Origin of the sequence: Variovorax palleresanus, from assembly GCF_051144945.1 — a bacterium.
In the GTDB taxonomy this organism is placed as follows: domain Bacteria; phylum Pseudomonadota; class Gammaproteobacteria; order Burkholderiales; family Burkholderiaceae_C; genus Variovorax; species Variovorax paradoxus_S.
In genome coordinates this window covers 1,617,237-1,636,726 of the sequence record NZ_JBJNVP010000002.1, presented here as the reverse complement: position 1 = coordinate 1,636,726, position 19,490 = coordinate 1,617,237, and the positions used below count along the sequence as shown (strand labels likewise).

General features: G+C 65.9%; 18 protein-coding genes. 9 read left to right on the top strand and 9 right to left on the bottom strand.

The genetic code is table 11. The features are described from left to right. Position 1: 1 nt before the first annotated feature. Positions 2-1,039: a response regulator transcription factor gene (locus tag ACJ7Z0_RS11465; RefSeq protein WP_434789947.1), complete on the top strand. Its 1,038-nt coding sequence runs from the start codon at positions 2-4 to the stop codon at positions 1,037-1,039. 73 nt (positions 1,040-1,112) lie between these two features. Continuing rightward, positions 1,113-1,796 (top strand): PA4824 family protein, encoded by a 684-nt coding sequence (locus ACJ7Z0_RS11460; protein WP_434789946.1) that lies wholly within the window; start codon positions 1,113-1,115, stop codon positions 1,794-1,796. A gap of 12 nt (positions 1,797-1,808) precedes the next feature. On the opposite strand, the gene ACJ7Z0_RS11455 is transcribed toward ACJ7Z0_RS11460, so the two are convergent. Next, complete coding sequence (locus ACJ7Z0_RS11455) at positions 1,809-2,729, bottom strand: LysR substrate-binding domain-containing protein (RefSeq protein WP_434789945.1); 921 nt, start codon at positions 2,727-2,729, stop codon at positions 1,809-1,811. 79 nt (positions 2,730-2,808) lie between these two features. Between ACJ7Z0_RS11455 and ACJ7Z0_RS11450 the strand changes: the two genes are divergently transcribed. Continuing rightward, positions 2,809-4,041, top strand: a complete 1,233-nt coding sequence (locus ACJ7Z0_RS11450; RefSeq protein ID WP_434792651.1) for a pyridoxal-phosphate dependent enzyme — start codon at positions 2,809-2,811, stop codon at positions 4,039-4,041. Positions 4,042-4,072: 31 nt separating this feature from the next. Then, on the top strand, positions 4,073-5,056 hold the full coding sequence (locus tag ACJ7Z0_RS11445; protein WP_434789944.1) for a Bug family tripartite tricarboxylate transporter substrate binding protein: 984 nt from the start codon (positions 4,073-4,075) through the stop codon (positions 5,054-5,056). Between the two features lie 49 nt (positions 5,057-5,105). On the opposite strand, the gene ACJ7Z0_RS11440 is transcribed toward ACJ7Z0_RS11445, so the two are convergent. Further along, positions 5,106-5,414: a DciA family protein gene (locus tag ACJ7Z0_RS11440; protein WP_015867007.1), complete on the bottom strand. Its 309-nt coding sequence runs from the start codon at positions 5,412-5,414 to the stop codon at positions 5,106-5,108. 189 nt (positions 5,415-5,603) lie between these two features. On the opposite strand from ACJ7Z0_RS11440, the gene secA reads away from it, so the two are divergent. The 5 genes from secA to ACJ7Z0_RS11415 all read left to right on the top strand — a co-directional run bounded on the left by secA (position 5,604) and on the right by ACJ7Z0_RS11415 (position 12,997). After that, entirely contained in the window at positions 5,604-8,396 is a 2,793-nt protein-coding gene (gene secA / locus ACJ7Z0_RS11435; RefSeq protein WP_431128131.1) for a preprotein translocase subunit SecA, read from the top strand. Between the two features lie 30 nt (positions 8,397-8,426). After that, positions 8,427-9,656 (top strand): bifunctional glutamate N-acetyltransferase/amino-acid acetyltransferase ArgJ, encoded by a 1,230-nt coding sequence (gene argJ / locus ACJ7Z0_RS11430; protein ID WP_434789943.1) that lies wholly within the window; start codon positions 8,427-8,429, stop codon positions 9,654-9,656. After that, positions 9,653-10,528: an ATP-binding protein gene (locus tag ACJ7Z0_RS11425; protein WP_434789942.1), complete on the top strand. Its 876-nt coding sequence runs from the start codon at positions 9,653-9,655 to the stop codon at positions 10,526-10,528. Before argJ ends, ACJ7Z0_RS11425 begins: the two co-directional genes overlap by 4 nt. Continuing rightward, positions 10,525-10,986 carry a (deoxy)nucleoside triphosphate pyrophosphohydrolase gene (locus ACJ7Z0_RS11420; RefSeq protein ID WP_369654856.1) on the top strand — a complete coding sequence of 154 codons (462 nt, stop codon included), beginning with the start codon at positions 10,525-10,527 and terminating at the stop codon, positions 10,984-10,986. The genes ACJ7Z0_RS11425 and ACJ7Z0_RS11420 overlap by 4 nt, the downstream gene beginning before the upstream one ends. Positions 10,987-11,047: 61 nt before the next feature. Beyond that, positions 11,048-12,997 (top strand): acyltransferase family protein, encoded by a 1,950-nt coding sequence (locus ACJ7Z0_RS11415; protein ID WP_434789941.1) that lies wholly within the window; start codon positions 11,048-11,050, stop codon positions 12,995-12,997. A 12-nt stretch (positions 12,998-13,009) separates the two neighbouring features. On the opposite strand, the gene ACJ7Z0_RS11410 is transcribed toward ACJ7Z0_RS11415, so the two are convergent. The 7 genes from ACJ7Z0_RS11410 to ACJ7Z0_RS11380 all read right to left on the bottom strand — a co-directional run bounded on the left by ACJ7Z0_RS11410 (position 13,010) and on the right by ACJ7Z0_RS11380 (position 19,482). Further along, positions 13,010-13,222 (bottom strand): DNA gyrase inhibitor YacG, encoded by a 213-nt coding sequence (locus tag ACJ7Z0_RS11410; RefSeq protein WP_434789940.1) that lies wholly within the window; start codon positions 13,220-13,222, stop codon positions 13,010-13,012. 64 nt (positions 13,223-13,286) lie between these two features. Beyond that, positions 13,287-14,042 (bottom strand): cell division protein ZapD, encoded by a 756-nt coding sequence (gene zapD / locus ACJ7Z0_RS11405; RefSeq protein ID WP_434789939.1) that lies wholly within the window; start codon positions 14,040-14,042, stop codon positions 13,287-13,289. 36 nt (positions 14,043-14,078) lie between these two features. Next, entirely contained in the window at positions 14,079-15,095 is a 1,017-nt protein-coding gene (locus tag ACJ7Z0_RS11400) for an alginate O-acetyltransferase AlgX-related protein (RefSeq protein ID WP_434789938.1), read from the bottom strand. 6 nt (positions 15,096-15,101) lie between these two features. After that, the gene (locus ACJ7Z0_RS11395; protein ID WP_434789937.1) at positions 15,102-16,595 is read right to left on the bottom strand and encodes an MBOAT family O-acyltransferase; all 1,494 of its coding nucleotides are present in this window, start codon (positions 16,593-16,595) and stop codon (positions 15,102-15,104) included. 76 nt (positions 16,596-16,671) lie between these two features. Further along, a complete protein-coding gene (coaE, locus tag ACJ7Z0_RS11390) occupies positions 16,672-17,277 on the bottom strand; it encodes a dephospho-CoA kinase (protein WP_434789936.1) in 606 nt (201 codons plus the stop codon). A gap of 10 nt (positions 17,278-17,287) precedes the next feature. Beyond that, positions 17,288-18,253, bottom strand: a complete 966-nt coding sequence (locus ACJ7Z0_RS11385) for a prepilin peptidase (RefSeq protein WP_434789935.1) — start codon at positions 18,251-18,253, stop codon at positions 17,288-17,290. Next, positions 18,253-19,482, bottom strand: coding sequence for a type II secretion system F family protein (locus ACJ7Z0_RS11380; protein ID WP_434789934.1), 1,230 nt, complete (start codon positions 19,480-19,482; stop codon positions 18,253-18,255). Before ACJ7Z0_RS11380 ends, ACJ7Z0_RS11385 begins: the two co-directional genes overlap by 1 nt. Positions 19,483-19,490 lie beyond the last annotated feature (8 nt).

Sequence of the window (19,490 nt, the reverse complement as noted above, 5' to 3'; positions counted from 1 at the left end):
CATGGAAACCACACCGCTTGCGAAAACGCTGCGCGAACAGGGCGCCAACAGCGACCTGGTGCTGATCGTCGACGACGTGCCCGACAACCTCGCGGTGCTGCATGACGCGCTCGACGAATCGGGCTATACCGTGCTCATTGCCACCAACGGCGAGCAGGCGCTGCAGCGTGCCGCGCAGGCGCGCCCCGACATCGTGCTGCTCGACGCCATGATGCCGGGCATCGACGGCTTCGAGGTGGCGCGCCGGCTCAAGGCCAATGCCGCGACGGCGCACATTCCCATCGTGTTCATGACCGGGCTCACCGAAACCGAGCACCTCGTGGCCGCGCTCGAGGCCGGCGGTGTCGACTACGTCACCAAGCCGATCAAGCCCAAGGAAGTGCTGGCCCGCATGAACGTGCACCTGCAGGGCGCCCGCCGCGCCCGGCAGGATGCGCGGCAGGCCGGCCAGGCGCGCAATGCGCTCGACGCCTTTGGCTACGCCAGCATTACCGTGCGCCTGCCCGAGGGCAAGCTGATCTGGCAGACGGCGCTCGCGCGCGACCTGCTGCAGCGCTATTGCGACACCCGCGCGCCCGAAACGCCGCCCGTGGTGCTCGAGTGGCTTCGGCGCCACGCGCCCGATGCCAGGCAGCAGGGCATCGAGCCGCCGGCACTTTCCATCGTGCAGGGCGCCGCCGGGACGAGCGTGGGTGGCACGCCGAGCGCGAGCAGCCTCAGCCTGCGCCTGCATCGGCAGACCGGCCAGGACGACGACGGCGACGAGTGGATGATCGTCATGCGCGAGGTTTCGGATACCGCGGTGATCGAGGCCATGAGCCTGAGCCTGAAGCTCACGGCGCGCGAGGCCGAGGTGCTCTACTGGGTGGTGAAGGGCAAGACCAACAAGGACATCGGCGAAATTCTCGGCAGCAGCCCCGCCACGGCCAAGAAGCACCTGGAGCGGGTGTACGTGAAGCTCGGCGTCGAGACCCGCACGGCCGCCGCCGGGGTGGCCATCAAGCGCATTCGCGAGCTGCAGCCGCAGTTCGAGATCTGAAGGGGTGTCTTCATCCCTAGAATCTCCCGGTCCTCGGGGGATGCAGGCGATGAAAGACAACAAACGCACAAAAATGATTCGACGGCCGCGAGCCGCCTGGCTGCTCGCGGCTGCCTGCAGCCTTTCGAGCACGGGGGCGCAGGCCGCGGGGCATTTCGATGTCGACGATGCCGGCACGCTCGATCCGGGCCAATGCCAGTACGAAGCCTGGTGGGGCCGCACCGGTCCGGAGCCGGTAAACGGGCTGCACATCGGCCCGTCCTGCCGCGTGGGGCCTGTCGAACTGGGGCTGAACCTCGACCGGTTTTCAGCCGCGGGCATGCACTCGGTCGTCGCAGGCCCGCAGGTCAAATGGAATTTCTTCGGCGCGGCGGCCGACGCGCCGTTGAGCGCGGCACTTTCTCTCGGTGCCGCGTTCGACCTGACGCGCGGTGGCCGTGCGGGTGGGCAGTTCGTGCTGCCGCTCACGTGGCGCCCGACGAGCAGCCTGCAGATTCACGCCAACCTCGGCGCCGATTGGGCCACCGGCACCGGGGCTCGCACGCCGCGCGGCGGGCTGGCCGCGGAGTGGGCGCTCGACGACAAGGTCTCGCTCATTGCGGAGCGCAGCCGCGCTGCGGGCGTCTGGACCTCGCGCATCGGCGGGCGCTTCAGCCTCACGCCGCTGATCAGCGTGGATATCAGCGCTTCGAGGACCGGACCGCAGGGCGTGCGCGGCTTTGTCGTGGGGCTGAACCACGAGTTCGCCTGGAAGTAGGCCCGTGCGGAATCAGCGCAGGTAACGCTGGATGCGCTTCTCGTCTTCCGCCAGTTGCTGGCGCATGAGCGAAAGAAAGTCGCGGGCGGTGGTGGACAGCACCTTGCCCGCGGGCAGGGCCAGCACGCAGCTAAAAAACACGTCGACCGAGAGCCGGCGCACCACGAGGCCACGTTCCGCGTAGTCGAGCGCGGTGATCGGGTTGACCAGTCCCACGCCCAGGCCGCGCACGGCCATCTCGCACACGCTGGCCGCGTAGGGCGTCTGCACCATCACCCGAAGCGCCGCGCCGCGTTCGGCCAGTGCGGTTTCGAGCCCGCGGTGCGAAGGGTCCTCGGGGTTCAGGGCCAGGAAAGGCGCTTCTGCGAGCTGCTCCGGCTCGATGCACTTGAAGCGCGCCAGCGCATGGCCTTGCGGCATCACGACCACGCCGGGAAACCGCGCGAAGGTCGAGTGCTCGATGCCTTCGAGCGGCAGTTCGTCGGCCATCAGGCCGAAGTCGGAGACGCCCTTTGCCACGCGGTCGCGCACGTCCTTGGAGCTGAGCACCTGCAGCGACACCTGCGGCCAGGGACTATCGCCCCGGTGTGCCTTCAGGCGTTCCAGCGCACGTGGCATGAAGCCGAGGCCGAAGGCCGGATAGCAACTGAGTTCGAGCTGGTTGGTGCCGAAGTCGCGCAGGCTGCGCATGCGGTGCTCGATGGCCTCCATGCCGATGAAGACGCGCTCCACCTCGGTCCACAGCGCGCGCGCCTCGGGCGTGGGCACCAGCCGCCCACCGGTGCGCTGGAACAGGAGCATGCCGGCTTGCGCCTCGAGCCGCTTGAGCGACTGGCTGATGGCGGGTTGCGTCACATGCAGCAGTGCCGCGGCCTTGCGGGTGGAGCCGGCGCGCATCAGGGCCCGGAACGTCTCTATTTCGGTGAAGCGCATCGATAAGTTTTTTTATCGCTTGAGTATTTCAGGCTAGATGATTTTATTTCCAGATGCCTAAGATTTGGGCACGACTTCCCTGCCAAGACCCCCTGTGAACACACCTCCGTCCGTTCTGGACTTCAAGTCCGCCGCACTTCCCGACCCATCGGCAAACCCATCGGGCGGCGCGCTGGCCCGAACGCTGCCGCCGGTGAGAAACCCTCGCCTGCAAGGCTTTCAGTGCCTGCGATGCGATGCCCCCTATCCGCTCACATTGGCGAACGATGGCTGCCCGGCCTGCCGGAACACCGGCATTCATGCCGGATTGCGCGCCAGCTACCTGCCCGACAGCGGCAGCCCCGTGTCCATGCCCTACATGCCGGGCTTCACGCTGGGCGAGGGCGGGACGCCGCTCGCGGACATGCCGGAGCTGGCGCGGCAGTTCGACGTGGCACGCCTCGCGATCAAGGACGAATCGCGCAACCCCACGGGCTCTCACAAGGACCGCATGACCGCCGTGGGCGTGGCGCAGGCGCTGGACTTCGGTGCCCACACGCTGGTGCTGGCCTCTTCGGGCAATGCCGCGATCTCGGCGGCGCACTACGCGTGGGCCGCAGGCCTGGTCTGCGAAGTGGCAACCTACGAAGGCTTGCCCGCCGCCTATGCACGGCAGCTCGACGCCCTGGGTGCCCGGCGCCACAGCTTTGCGGACAACGCCGGCCGCTGGGATTTCGTGCGTGAGCGCTCACAACAACCGGGCTATTTCGCACTGACCAACTACCGCCTGCCGGCATTGGGAAGCGCGCCGCTGGCGATCGAGGGCTACAAGCCCATTGCCCTGGAATGCCTGACCGACGGCGGCCTGCCCGATCATGTCGTGATCCCCACGGCGCGCGGCGATCTGGCCTGGGGCATCTACGCGGGCTTTCGCGACCTGCTGGCCGCCGGACGCATTTCGCGCCTGCCGCGGCTCTGGCTGGTGGAGCCTTTTGCGCGCCTCTCGCGCGTGCTTGCCGGCGGCGCCATCAACGGCATGTATCCCGGCGACACGGCGCAGTTTTCCACCGCCGGGGCCACCGTGACTTTCCTGCAGTGGCAGGCCGCCGTCGCCTCCGGCGGTGGCGCGGTGGTGGTGAGCGACGACCAGGCCCGCGCGGCCCGGCGAAAGCTCACGGCGGCCGGCGTGAGCGCCGAACTGTGCGCGGCGGCCGGATTGGACGCCCTGCGCCAGCTGCGCGAAAGCCATGCCATTGCCGACGACGCCCACGTGGTGCTGATGCTCACCGCCAACGCCTCGCGCGACCCGACCTGGCCCGACCAGGCCGCCTGAACGTCCGAGCCACACAAAAGGAATCGAAACCATGCAAGCAATGCAACGCCGCGCCTTCCTGGCTGCCGGTTCGGCCGCCCTGTTCACCGCCGCGGCGCCGCGCGCCTGGGCGGCTTTTCCCGACAAGCCCATCAAGCTGATCGTGCCGTGGGCGGCTGGCGGGAGCACCGACGCCATTGCGCGCGCCATGGCGCAGCGCATGAGCCAGACGATCGGCAGCTCGGTGATCGTCGACAACCGCCCCGGCGCCGCCGGCCAGATCGGCACCGAGGCGGCGGCCAAGGCCGCGCCCGACGGCTACACGCTTTCCATCGTCGAGTTGCCGCACGCCATTGCGCCCGCGGTGACGACGCGGTTGCCCTACGACCTGCTGCGCGACTTCACGCCGGTGACGATGATCGGCACGTCGCCGCTCGTTTTCTTTGCGGGCATGGACGACGACAGCCGGGATTTCAAGACCTTCATCAAGACGGCGGCCGCCCGGCCGATGCCGCCGGCCATCGCGCACAGCGGCGCCGGCACGGTGAGCCATCTGGCGGCCGAACTGCTGGCGAGCCGCACGAAGATCAAGTTCAACATGGTTCCCTATCGCGGCTCGGCGCCGGCGCTCACCGACGTGGCGGCGGGCACGGTGGCCGGGCACTTCGCGACGCTGGCCAGCGGTTCCAGCCTCCTGGGCGGCAACAGGATCCGCCCGCTGCTGGTGACGAGCGCGCAGCGCGTGAGCATTCCGGGCCTCAAGGACGTGCCCGGCTTGGCGGAGAGCGGGCTCAAGGGCCTCGAGATCGACCAGTGGTGGGCCATGGTGGCGCCCGCCACCACGCCGCTGGAGGTGATCGAGCGGCTGCGGCGCGAGGCGATCGCGGCACTGGACCATCCGTCGGTGAAGGAGCGCATGGCGGTGCTGGGCGTGCAGCTGAAGGGTTCCACCACGGGCGAGCTGCGGGCTTTCATGCGCGCGGAAGCCGAGCGCTGGCAGAAGGTGGCGCACGACATCGGGCTTCAGCCGCAATAAGCCAGGTCCCGATGGGCCGGGCGGTTTGCGCGGCCGGCCGTTTTTTTGTTCAGCGCCCGGACTGCACCTTGATCCGGATCGTGTTCACGTCCCAGCCCTTGCTGCGCAGCCGGGTGACCAGCATCGGCGACAGCTGGCGCAGCTTGGCGGCCGCGGCGCTGCCATTGACCAGCAGGCACCACACGTCGCCTTCCGCCGGGCCGGCCTGCACGGCGGGCCGCATGGCCGGCGGTATCAATCCTTCGACCGCCCGCAGCCGCTCGCTGGCGTCGCGCGCGCGCGCAATCAGGCTCGCCAGGGTGGGCGAGCCTTCAGCGGCCTGCTGCAGCGTGAAGGGAGGGACGGAGCGGCGATTCATGGGTAATCCGGAGGATGGAACAAGACAGCTAAAATGCCCGGTTTGCCGACGCTTGCGCCGGCAGATCGGTCTGGAGCCGCTTGCTTTCGAGGCTTGCATTCGAAGAAGGCGCGCCCAACTGCTTTCACCATATCTTAGGGAATCCGGTCGCAGTGCCTGTGTGTCAGGTGCCCGTCCATCTCCACGCCAATGGCAACCAACTTCCTGACCCAGATTTTCGGCAGTCGCAACGACCGGCTCCTCAAGCAGTATCGCAAGACGGTGGAGCGCATCAATGCGCTCGAACCCGAGTTCGAGAAGCTCAGCGACGACGGACTGCGCGCCAAGACGCAGGAGTTCAAGGACCGCATCGCCAAGGGCGAAACCCTCGATGCCCTGCTGCCGGAAGCATTCGCCACCGTGCGCGAAGGCTCCAAGCGCATCATGAAGATGCGCCATTTCGACGTGCAGCTGCTCGGCGGCATGGCGCTCCACAACGGAAAGATCGCCGAAATGCGCACCGGCGAAGGCAAGACGCTGACCGCCACGCTGCCGGTGTATTTGAACGCGCTGACCGGCAACGGCGTGCACGTGGTCACCGTGAACGACTACCTCGCCAATCGCGACGCCCAGTGGATGGGCCGCCTGTACAACTTCCTGGGCCTGTCGGTGGGCATCAACCTGCCGCAGATGCCGCGCGAGGAAAAGCAGCAGGCCTACGGCAGCGATATCACGTATGGCACCAACAACGAATACGGCTTCGACTACCTGCGCGACAACATGGTGTACGAGCCCGGCGACCGGGTTCAGCGCGGCCTGAACTACGCCATCGTCGACGAGGTGGACTCCATCCTGATCGACGAGGCCCGCACGCCGCTGATCATCAGCGGCCAGGCCGAAGACCATACCGACTTGTACCTGGCCATCAATAAAGTGGTGCCCCTGCTGACCAAGCAAGAGGGCGAGGCCGATCCGCGCACGGGCGAGGGCGTCACGGTGCCGGGCGACTTCACGGTCGACGAAAAGACGCACCAGGTGTTCCTGACCGAAGACGGCCACGAGAAGGCCGAGCAGCTGCTGAGCGAATTCAAGCTGCTGCCCGAAGGCGCCTCGCTCTACGACCCGGCCAACATCACGCTGATGCACCACCTGAACGCGGCGCTGCGTGCACGGCACCTGTACCACCGCGACCAGCATTACGTGGTGCAGCAGGGCGAGGTCGTCATCGTCGACGAATTCACCGGCCGCCTGATGACGGGCCGCCGTTGGAGCGATGGCCTGCACCAGGCCGTGGAAGCCAAGGAAGGCGTGCAGATCCAGGCCGAGAACCAGACCCTCGCCTCCATCACCTTCCAGAACTATTTCCGCCTGTACAACAAGCTGGCCGGCATGACCGGCACGGCCGACACCGAAGCCTACGAGTTCCAGGAAATCTACGGCCTCGAGACCGTCATCATTCCGCCGAACCGCATCAGCAAGCGCGACGACCAGCTCGACCGCGTCTACAAGACCACGCGCGAAAAGTACGAGGCTGCGATCCAGGACATCCGCGAGTGCTACGAGCGCGGGCAACCGGTGCTGGTGGGCACCTCGTCGATCGAGAACTCCGAGATCATTGACGGCCTGCTCACCAAGGCGGATCTGCCGCACCAGGTGCTCAACGCCAAGCAGCATGCGCGCGAAGCCGACATCGTGGCGCAGGCCGGCCGCGCGAAGATGATCACCATCGCGACCAACATGGCCGGCCGCGGTACCGACATCGTGCTGGGCGGCAACATCGAGAAGATGATCGAGGCGATCGAGAACGACGAAGGCCGCGACGAAGCCGCCAAAGAGGCCGACGTCGCACACATTCGCGCCGAGTGGACCAAGGACCACGAATTCGTGAAGTCGCTGGGCGGCCTGCGCATCATTGCGACCGAGCGCCACGAATCGCGCCGCATCGACAACCAGCTGCGCGGCCGTTCGGGCCGCCAGGGCGACCCGGGCTCTTCGCGCTTCTACCTGAGCCTGGACGATCCGCTGATGCGCATTTTCGCGGGCGACCGCGTGAAGGCGATCATGGACCGCCTCAAGATGCCCGACGGCGAAGCCATCGAGGCCGGCATCGTCACGCGCAGCATCGAGAGCGCGCAGCGCAAGGTCGAGGCACGCAACTTCGACATCCGCAAGCAGCTGCTCGAATACGACGACGTGTCGAACGACCAGCGCAAGGTGATCTACCAGCAGCGCAACGACATCCTCGACGCGGCCGACCTGACGGCGCAGATCGCGGCGCTGCGCGAAGGCTGTTTCACCGACCTCGTGCGGCAGTACGTGCCGGCCGAATCGGTCGAGGAACAATGGGACCTCGACGCCCTCGAGAAGGCGCTGTCCAACGAGTGGGGCATCGACATGCCCCTCAAGAAGGAAATCGAGGCGGCCGAGGCCGTGTCCGACGAGGACATCGTCGAGAAGGTGGTGAATGCCGCCAACGACAGCTTCGGTGCCAAGGTCGCACTCATCGGCCAGGAAAACTTCACCCAGTTCGAGCGCATGGTGCTGCTGCAGGGCATCGACACGCACTGGCGCGAGCACCTGGCCTCGCTGGACTACCTGCGCCAGGGCATTCATTTGCGCGGCTATGCGCAAAAGCAGCCCAAGCAGGAATACAAGCGCGAAGCCTTCGAACTCTTCGGCCAGCTGCTCGACTCGGTCAAGAACGAAGTCACGCGCCAGCTCATGACGGTGCGCGTGCAGTCGGGCGAGCAGCTCGAAGAGGCGGCGGAAGCGATGGAGAGCCGCGGCGAGAACGTCTCGAACATCACCTACAGCGCGCCGACCGAAACCGGCGAGGTCGAGGTGCGCCAGGATGAAGAAAACCAGCGCCGCATCGCGGCCGCGGGCCTGGGGCTCGGCAGCCTGGGCGCCGAAGCCGCGGCGTTTGCACGCGTCGGCCGCAACGACCCATGCCCGTGCGGCAGCGGCAAGAAATTCAAGCACTGCCACGGCAAACTCAGCTGACCCAGAAACTCCCGAAGAGAAATAACCGCCATGCCCGTGAACCTGTCCGCTCCTGATCCTGCCGCCTTGTTCGCGGTGCCCGGCGTCCGCATCGGCGTGGCCGAAGCGGGTGTGCGCAAGGCCAATCGCAAGGACCTGACCGTCGTGCTGATCGATGAAGGCGCGGCGGTCGGCGGCGTGTTCACCCAGAACCGTTTCTGCGCCGCGCCGGTGCAGGTCTGCCGCGACCACCTGGCAGCCCACTACGGCATTCGCGCGATGGTCATCAACACCGGCAACGCCAATGCCGGCACGGGCGAAGACGGCCTGATGCGCACGCGCTCCACCTGCATCGCGCTGGCGCGTCATCTGGAGATCGCGCCGGAGCAGATTCTGCCGTTCTCGACCGGCGTGATCATGGAGCCGCTGCCCGTGGACCGCATCGAAGCCGGCCTGCCCGCCGCGCTGGCCGACGCTTCGGAGAACCACTGGGCACGTGCCGCCGAAGGCATCATGACCACCGACACGATTCCCAAGGCTTTCAGCCAGCAGGTTCAAATCGGCGGCGCCACCGTCACCGTCACCGGCATCAGCAAGGGCGCCGGCATGATCCGCCCGAACATGGCGACCATGCTGGGCTTCATGGCGACTGACGCCAAGATCGATCCTTCGCTGATCCAGCCGCTGGCCAGGTTGTTGGCCGATGCTTCATTCAACCGCGTGACGATCGACGGCGACACTTCGACCAACGACTCCTTCGTGGTCATCGCCACGCAAAAGGCTGCGCACGCCACCATCACCTCGCTGGAGTCGGCCGACGGCCAGGCACTGGTGGCCGCCATGCAGAACGTGGCTCGCCAGCTGGCGCAAGCCATCGTGCGCGACGGCGAAGGCGCCACCAAGTTCATCACCATCCAGGTCGAAGGCGGCCGTGATGCAGGCGAATGCAAGCAGGTGGCTTATGCCGTCGCGCATTCGCCGCTGGTAAAGACCGCGTTCTTCGCCAGCGACCCGAACCTCGGCCGCATCCTGGCGGCCGTGGGCTATGCGGGCATTGCCGATCTCGACCAGACCGGCATCGACCTGTTCCTGGACGACGTGCACGTGGCCGTCAAGGGCGGGCGCAACCCGTCGTACCGCGAGGAAGACGGCCAGCGCGTGATGAAGCAGAGCGAGATCACGGTGCGCATCCGGTTGGGCCGCGGCAACGCGAGCGAAACGGTGTGGACCTGCGACCTGAGCCACGACTACGTCACGATCAATGCTGATTACAGGTCATGAATGAGCAATTCCAGAAGCTGCTGGAGCGCGCCGAACAGCTGATCGGCCGCATCGAGTCGATCCTGCCGCAGCCGCTGGCGGCACCGGCCGACTGGAACGCGTCGATCGCGTGGCGCTATCGTCGCCGGAGCTCGGGCCATGGCGTGCTCGAGCCGGTGAAACACGTGGCCTCGATGGCGCTCGATTCGCTGAAGGAAATCGACGTCCAGAAAGAAAAGATCGAGCGCAACACGCGCCAGTTCGTCGAGGGCAAGCCGGCCAACAACGTGCTGCTGACGGGGGCGCGCGGCACGGGCAAGTCGTCGCTCATCCGCGCCTGCCTGCAGGCCTATGCGCCGCAGGGGCTGCGGCTGATCGAAGTCGACAAGGCCGAACTGACCGACCTGCCCGACATCGTCGAGGTGGTGTCGCAGCGGCCCGAAAAATTCATCGTGTTCAGCGACGACCTGAGCTTCGACGAGGGCGAGCCGGGCTACAAGGCGCTGAAGTCGATCCTGGACGGTTCGATTGCGGCGGCCACGCCCAACGTGCTGATCTACGCGACCAGCAACCGGCGCCACCTGCTGCCGGAATACATGAAGGACAACCTCAGCTACACCCACACCGAGGACGGCGAAGTGCATCCCGGCGAAGTGATCGAGGAGAAGATCTCGCTGTCGGAGCGCTTCGGCCTGTGGGTGAGCTTCTATCCCTTCAGCCAGAACGAATACCTGGCGATCGTCGCGCAGTGGCTGTCGTCGTTCGGCGTCGACAAGGCCGCCATCGAGGCCGCGCGTCCCGAGGCGCTGGTATGGGCGCTGGAGCGCGGTTCGCGCAGCGGCCGCGTGGCCTATCAGTTCGCGCGCGACTATGCCGGGCGGGCTTCCGCATGAGCGCACAGCCGCAGTCCCAAGGCCGCAAGCACACCGAGGTGGCTGTCGGCGTGCTGATCCGCCCGGCCGACGACGCGCTGCTGCTGTCGACCCGGCCCGAGGGCAAGGCCTACGCCGGCTTCTGGGAGTTTCCGGGCGGCAAGATCGAGGCCGGCGAAACCGTGGAGCAGGCACTGCGCCGCGAGCTGCACGAAGAACTGGGCATCACCATCGCGGGCGCCGAGGTCTGGAAAGTGACCGAACACGACTACCCGCATGCGCTGGTGCGATTGCACTGGTGCAAGGTCACGGCCTGGAGCGGCGAGTTCGAAATGCGCGAAGGGCAGGCCATGCGCTGGCAGCAGCTGCCGCTCGACGTGGCCCCGGTGCTGCCGGGCGCCTTGCCGGTGCTCGAATGGCTGACCCAGGAACGCGGGCTGCCCGCGTCGGCGGCGCTGGCGGTTTCGACCCTGGCCTGATGGACTGGGCCGCGAGGTCGGGCAAGCGCGGCCTGCGGGCGCCGCGGGCCTGAGACAAGACATGCTGCATCCCAAGTACCGCGCCGACATCGATGGCCTGCGTGCCGTGGCGGTGGCGTCGGTGCTGGCCTTCCATGCGTTTCCCGACGCATTGCCGGGCGGCTTCATCGGGGTCGACATCTTCTTCGTGATCTCGGGCTTCCTGATCACGACGATCATCATGCAGAGCCATGCGGCGGGCGATTTCAGCTACCGCGATTTCTATGCACGGCGCATCCGGCGGATCTTTCCGGCACTGACGCTGGTGCTGCTGGCCACACTCGCCTTCGGCTGGTATGCGCTGCTGCCCAGGGAGTTCACCGAACTCGGCAAGCAGGCGGCGGGCGGCGCGGCCTTCATTGCCAACTTCATCTTCTGGGGCGAGGCCGGCTATTTCGATACGGCCGCGGAGACCAAGCCGCTGCTGCACCTGTGGTCGCTGGGCATCGAGGAGCAGTTCTACATTTTCTGGCCCATGCTGCTGGCGCTGGCCTGGCGCCGGCGCTGGCCGATTCTCCGGTTGCTCTGGGTGCTGGCGGTGGTTTCGTTTCTGGTCAACGTGCTGACGATCCATCCTTTTCGCACGGCGGCCTTCTACTCACCCGCTTCGCGCTTCTGGGAACTGATGGTGGGCGGCATCCTGGCCTGTATGCGCCTGCAGCCCGCCAAGGAGCCGGTGCCGGCCTGGCGCAGCCACGTGCAGTCGTGCATGGGCGTGGGGCTGATCGTGCTGGGGCTCGTGATGACCCGCAGCGACAAGGCGTTTCCGGGGTGGTGGGCATTGCTGCCCACGCTGGGCGCGGCGAGCTGTATCGCGGCCGGGCCTGCGGGGGTGCTGAACAGGTATGTGCTCGCCAGCCGTCCGATGGTGTGGATCGGTCTCATCAGCTATCCGCTCTATCTGTGGCATTGGCCCTTGCTGGTCTACGCACGCATCGTGAACGAAGGCGAGCCGGCGCCCATCGTGCGTGCGGCGATGGTGCTGGCGAGCGTGGCGCTGGCCTGGCTTACCTATCGCTTCGTCGAGCGCTTCACCAGGGCACGGGTGCACGTCGGCATGCTGCGCACGCTCGTGGGCGGCAGCATGGCGATCGCGGTCACCGGGCTGCTGGCGCTGGGCGGCATGCCGCCACGCAACGGCAGCGACCTGCTGCGCAAGGTGACCGACGCCACCGTGGACGACAACTACTACGCCGGCTTCGAGCAGCAGAAGATCGGCGCCTTTCCGGTCAAGCGCGTGGGCGACGGGTCTCGGAAGGTCTTGCTGATCGGCGACAGCCACATCCTGCAATACGCGCCCCGTGCAATGGAGCTCGCACGCCGCGCCCCCGAGCGCATGGCGACGACCTTCTTCTCGACCTACGGCGCCTGCCCGCCGGTGCCCGGCATGGTTGCTGCGGAGGGCAATCCGGGCTGCGAGCAGGCGCGCCGCGAAATGCTCGCGCTGGCCGTCGATCCGCGGTTCGACACCGTGGTGGTCGGCGCTTGCTGGAACTGCTATTTCACGGGCAACTTTCCGTTGCCGTTCTACTTTCACGAGGGTGCGTCGGCCTACCTCGTGAACAATGGCGGCGCCGGCCTCGGGCGCTCGCTGGCGTCGCTCGAAAAGCTCCTGGTGCAGCTGGTGCAGCACAAGAAAAAAGTCTACCTGTTGCTGGACAACGCCAGCGGCCCCGAGTTCGAGCCGCGGCGCCTCATCGAAGGCAGCCGCATGGGCAAGATGGTGGCGCTGACCAGCACGCCTGCCGCACCCCTGCCGCCGGAACAGGCGAGGCTCAATGAGCAGTTGCGCGCGCTCGCGCTCTCCAGCGGCGCAGAGCCGATCGACGTGATGGCAAGGCTCTGTGCAGAGGGGCAGTGCCTCCGGGCGACACCCGACGATGCACCGGCCTACAAGGACCGGGAGCACCTGCGTCCGGCGTACGTCCGCGAGCACGCGGACTATCTGGACCGCGTCTTTCTCGCGCCGTAGCGCAAGGTGCGCTTATTGGACTTTCTTCGGGTCGCCGAAGGGCTCGTCGTCGGCCGGCGCTTCTGTCGGCATCCGGAACTCCTCGCTGGCCCAGCCCCCGAAATCGATGCCCTTGCAGCGCGCACTGCAGAACGGGCGATAGGGGTTGCGCTCGGCGTAGACACTGTCGCCGCCACACGAGGGGCAGCGGACGATCCGCTCGCCGATCTTGTTCACGTCGCTCATTGATAAGTAACCTCCGTGCTCCGCACTGCGGTGCGAGCCCCCTTCGGAACGGCCAGGCCGGAGCTCATGCGCAAAGGGTGAGTTCGAATGCCGTGTCGTCCGTGCTTGAATGCAGCCGGTCGTCGGCTTCGTGCCGCATCAGCCGCACTGAAACCATGAGCCGGTTGCCGCTGATCTCGGGAATGAGTCCGAGCGCGGGATCGATGCGTAGCCGCAGCAGCTGGAAGCTGCGGCCTTGCGGCAGGTTTTGCTGGAACTGGCCGCCCGTGGCAATGACCTTGTACGGTACATCGGCATCGCGCAGCAGCTTGAGCAGCAGGTAGATGGATTCGGCCAGCGGGGACAGCGTGGCGGACCAGCGTTCGAGATCGGCCCGGCGGCTTGCCGCGCTGCGGTGCTGCCAGGCGTAGTAGGCGGGCAGATCGAATTCGCAGGTGCCGCCCGGAATGCCCGCGCGGCTGCGAATGCTCATGAGCCACTCGTTTTCGGTCAGGGCCTGGCCAGCCTTGCCGGCAACGCCGTTGAGCGTTGCGAAGTTGCGCTCGAGCTGGCCCACCACCTGGTCGAGCACGGCTTCGGCGATGGCCGGATTGCCGCGGTAGCCGTTGAAGACGTTCTTGTGCTTGTCGAGATCGCGCATCACGTCGGCCTTGAGGTCGGCGCGCGCGGCAACGTCCATGATCTCGAAGATCGTGACCAGCGCGTAGTGATGCGAGAGCGCGGATTCCGAGGGCACCAGTTCCCCGAGCCGGCGGAAGAGGTGCTCCAGCCGCAGGTAGGTGCGGATGCGCTCGTTGAAAGGGTACTCGTAGAGGATCACGCGTTTTTGTCGGTTTCCTGTCGCGCCATCATAGCTTCAGGGCGATTTCGATGGGGGCGTGGGCAGCACTTCGCGCACGGCGGTGAGCATGCGTTCTCCCAGCGCGAGCTGGCCGTGCATGGACATGTGGGTGTCGTTCGAGAAATAGAAGTCGCGAATCTGCGTGTGCTTCTCGCGCGTGAACGCGTAGAGATCGGGCCCGAGGCCGGACGCGCGGAACCCGGCTTCGAAATCCTTGGAGTAATCGGGCTTCAGGTACACGGTGGTCTTGTTGGGAATCACCATCCACATGATAGGAAGCTTGCCGTGCGCCTTTGTGAAATTCTTCATCCACTCGAGGTGCGCGGGAGTCAGCGGGCCATTGTCGTCATCTTCGGCGAAAAAAGGCATCTTGTCGCAGGAGCGATGGGAGAAGAGCTTGCAACCATCGGGCACCGGCCGCACCCAGGTGTTCCAGTCGAAGTGAATGTCTGTTGCAGACTTTTTCGCTTTCCAGGTGTTGTAGTAGGTCGTGATCCCCGTCATGAACTGCACGTTCCAGTTGGGTGCGGGGCTCGGCACGGTTTCGTCCGGCGTGATCAGCGGGTGGTCCATGGCGTCGAAGGGCCGGATCATCTTCTGGCACTTCATGCTGTCCTTGGTGCGGTCGCCCAGCAGGCGTTCCACGCTCTCGATGATGATCAGCTTGCCCTTGAAGCCGGTGCGTGCGATCCACTGGTCGAAGTCGCCGCAGAGCGCATTTTCATACTGGCCCCAGTAGGTGGTCGAGACGCGGTAGCCGGCCTTGGCAAGCACGGACTGCCAGCGGAAGGTCATCGAGAAGCTGTCGCCGATGACCAGGACGTCGGCCTGGTCGACGGGCGTGCCCTTCAGCAAGGCAGGGTCGACCTGGGGTGGCGGAGCGGTCCAGCCGAACTCGCGTTCTGACAGGCGGCCGATCCGCGTGAGGTCGCCGTAAGGCACGGGGCTGGTGAGCGAAACGATCCACAGCACCATCAGGGCGATGTAGCCGATGAGGAAGAATCGCAGCCAGACTTTGGCGGGCGTCGTCATGTCGAATCAGAATTGGAAATAGAGGAACGGGCTGTAGTTGCCCAGCTTCGAGACGCACCAGGCGAAGAGCGCGAAAGTGCCGATCGCGAGCACGGCCGAGGAGAACCACGCCATGACGGGCTGGCCCGCAACCGCCTTCGGATGGGGAATCCAGCGCTCGAGCGAGATCGTCGGAGGCAACGCAAGGCAAATGATGATGCCGACCAGCATGGTCTGGAAGAACTCGGGTTTGCGGAACGGCACGGGGCCGAGTTCGCTGAACGCCGAGGCCGGGGCGCCATGCAACCCGAGCATGCCCTTGTAGATGGCCATGGCCGTATGCACGCCGTCGGCGCGGAAGACGATCCAGGCCAGCACCACGCAGAGGAAGGTCAGCAGCCAGCCCAGCACGTGGGCCACGCGGCCCGGCTTGGCGTTGCGCCGCACTTTGGCATTCCACAGGTGGTTGATCATCAGGAACACGCCGTGCAGCGCACCCCAGATCACGAAGGTCCATGCGGCGCCGTGCCAGAGCCCGCCGAGCAGCATCGTGAGGAACAGGTTCAGGTAGCGCCGCGCCGGGCCCTTGCGGTTGCCGCCCAGCGGCACATAGAGATAGTCGCGCAGGAAGTTCGACAGCGAGATGTGCCAGCGCCGCCAGAATTCGATGATGTTGGTCGACTTGTAGGGCGAGCGGAAATTGAGCGGCAGCTGCACGCCCATGCATAGCGAGAGGCCGACGGCCATGTCCGAATAGCCCGAGAAGTCGAAATAGATCTGCAGCGTATAGGCCAGCGCGCCGAACCATGAGGTGTAGAGCGTGGGCTCGATGCCCTTGTGCACGCCGTTGAACATCATGTCGGCGTATTGGCCCATCGGGTCGGCAATGAGCAGCTTCTTCGCGAGGCCGAAGGTGAAGATCGCCACGCCGAGCGCCACCTTGTTCGGGTCGAGCCGGTAGGTGGCCGGATTCGCGAACTGCGGCATCATCTGCGCGTGATGCAGTACCGGACCTGCGATCAGGTGCGGAAAGTAGGTGACGAACAGCACGTAGTGAATGAAGCTGCGCTCATGCACCTTGCCTTGCCAGCAGTCGACCAGGAAGGCGATCTGGGTGAAGGTGTAGAACGAGATGCCGATCGGCAGCACGATGTGCAGCATCGGAATCTGCGACAGGCCGGCCGCGGCGAGTCCGTCGTTCACGTTCGATACGAAGAAGTTGGCGTACTTGAAGACCGCAAGCACACCCAGGTTGACCACCAGTGCGATCACCAGCAGCGACTTTCGCTTGCGGTCGTTCCGGTCCGGCGCGGGCGAGAGGCGCAGCCCGAACCAGTAGTTGATGCAGATGGACGCCACCAGGAGCGGAAGCGCCTTGACGCTCCACCAGCCATAGAAGAACAGCGAGGCCAGGGCGAGAAAGCCCGCCGCGGACCGGGCGTTGCGCTTGCCGATCAGGAAGAAGCCGATCAGGACCAGCGGAAAAAAGACAAAAATAAAGGGATACGAATTGAAAAGCATCGCGGGAGGGAGGGCACTCCGGCGAGCGCCTTTTTGTCTTGATCGTTATGCGGCCGCTGCGGCGGCAAGTCTCGGATTATCGCGTGCCGGGCGGAGCCCACCGCTTCCAGAGACTCCGCACCTCGCCGCCGAGTTCCTCCAGCGAGAGCGTCTCGTTGAAAATGACCGCATCGGCAGCAGCCCGGCGCAACTTGCGCGCAGCTTGCTGGGCGATCACCGCGCGCACGGCTTCGTCTGTCCAGCCGGAGCGCGCCACGACGCGCCGCAACTGCGTTTCCTCGCTGGCATCGACCACCAGCACCCGATCCACGAGAGCCCGCCAGCGACCCGATTCGACCAGCAGCGGGACGTCGAAGACCACCACGGCATCCGGACCCGCTGCGGACGCAAGGCGCTCCGTTTCGGCACCGATCAGCGGGTGCAGGATCGATTCAAGGCGCTTTCTCGCGCTGTGGTCGGTGAACACGAGTTGCCGCATGCCTGCGCGATCCAGGCCGCCGTCCGGCGCAATGGCCGCCCGGCCGAAGGCAGCCTCGATGGCAGGCATTGCAAGGCCTCCGGGCTGTGCGATGCGGCGCGCGATCGCGTCGGTGTCGACCAGTACAGCACCCTCCGCAACCAACAGTGCGGCAACGGTGCTCTTGCCGCTCCCGATGCCCCCCGTCAAGCCGATGCGCCGCATCACTGGCTCTTCAGCGGGCGAATGCGCCGAGCGGGAAAGCGAAGGGAATCCATTGCCGGACGAGTTCGGGGCCCGCCACGAGGCAGACGAGGCCTGCACCGGCAAGGAAGGGGCCGAAGGCCATGGGAATGTCCTTGTGCGCCAGCTTGCCGACGAATCGCAGCGTGAGGCCGATCACGGCGCCCACCAGCGATGAGACGAGGATGATGGCAATGAGGTAGTCGGCCCCGAGCCATGCGCCGAGCGCAGCCAGCAGTTTGAAGTCGCCATACCCCATGCCTTCCTTGCCCGTGACCAGGCGATAGCCATGGTACACAAGCCAGAGGCTCAGGTAGCCGAACACGGCGCCCCAGACCGCCGAGCTCAGCGCAACGCCGGTCCAGCCCATGGCCGCGCCGATGAGCCCCAGCCAGAGCAGCGGATAGTTGAGCGCGTCGGGCAGGAACTGGGTGTCGAAATCGATCAGGAACTGGCAGATCAATAGCGCCGCGAAGGCGGCCCAGAGCGCGCCGGTGGGCGTGAGGCCGAAGCGGTAGGCGCAAAGGGCGAAGAGCGCCCCGGTGATCAGTTCGACCAGCGGATAGCGCGGGCTGATGTGGGTCTTGCAGGCGGCGCAACGGCCCCGCAGCACCAGGTAGCTCAGCACCGGAATGTTCTCGTACCAGCGGATCTTGTGCCCGCAGGCTCCGCAGCGCGAGGCCGGACGGGCCAGGTCGAAGGGCGGCAGGCCCTCGATCGCCAGCGCAGCCTTGTCGGCCGCGGCTTCGAGGCCCGGCGGGGGCGCGGTCTTCGGCCCGAAGACCAGCGACCAGAGCGATGGAACATCCTTCGACGACATCAGGTTGGCCACGGCATCGGCCAGCCAGCCGCGGTACATCATCACCGGCGTGCGGTAGATCACCACGTTGAGGAAACTGCCGACCAGCAACCCGAGGACGCCGGCAAAAGCGGCGTCGAACTCCTGCGAAACCAGCATCAGACGACTTGGCCCAGCTTGAAGATGGGCAGGTACATCGACACCACGATGCCGCCGATGATCGTGCCAAGGAACACGATGATGATGGGCTCCATCAGGCTGGAGAGGCCCGCGACCATGTCGTCCACTTCGGATTCGTAGAAGTCCGCGGCCTTGCCGAGCATGTGGTCGATGGAACCGGATTCCTCTCCGATGGCCGTCATCTGGATCACCATCGACGGGAACAGGTTGACGTTGGTCATGGCCGTGGTGAGGCTGGTGCCGGTCGAGACCTCTTGCTGGATCTTGGCCGTGGCATCGCCATACACCGTGTTGCCCGACGCACCGCCCACCGAGTCGAGCGCTTCGACCAGCGGAACGCCGGCGGCGAACATGGTGGCGAGGGTGCGGGTCCATCGGGCCACGCACGACTTTTCGATCAGCGTGCCGAAGATCGGCACGCGCAGCAACGCGCGGTCCATGACCCGCTGAACGCGTTCGTTGCGTTTCCAGGCCTGCAGGAAGAAGTAGATGCCCCCCCCGATCCCGCCGAAGATCAGCCACCAGTAGGAGACGAAGAACTCGCTTATCCCGATCACGATCAGGGTTGGGGCGGGCAAATCTGCGCCGAAAGAGGAGAACACCTCCTTGAAGGCCGGGATCACGAAGATCATGATGATGGCAATCACCACGAACGCGACCACGACCACGGAAATCGGATACATCAGCGCCGACTTGATCTTGGACTTGATCGCCTCGGTCTTCTCCATGTAGGTGGCCAGGCGGTCCAGCAGGTCTTCCAGGATACCGGCCGCTTCGCCGGCTTCCACCAGGTTGCAGTAGAGGTTGTCGAAATACTTCGGAAACTTGCGGAAGGCGGCCGAAAGCGAGGTCCCGGTCTCCACGTCGCTGCGGATGTCGTTCAGCAGCTTGGCAACGCTTGCGTTGGCATTGCCTCGGCCGACGATGTCGAACGACTGCAAAAGCGGCACGCCGGCCTTCATCATCGTTGCCAGCTGGCGCGTGAAGATCGCGATGTCCTTGGGCTTGATCGCCTTGCCCGAGCGCATGCGGCGCTTCTTGATCTTGGATGCGAGAACCCCTTGGCGCCGCAAAGCGGCCTGAACCTGGTTCTCGCCGGCGGCCCGAAGCTCGCCGCGCACCAGCTTGCCGTTGCGGTCCTTGCCCTCCCACTCGTAGACGGATTCCTTGAGCGTGCTTGAGGTGCGGGTGGATGCCACTGTTGCCATTCGATCTC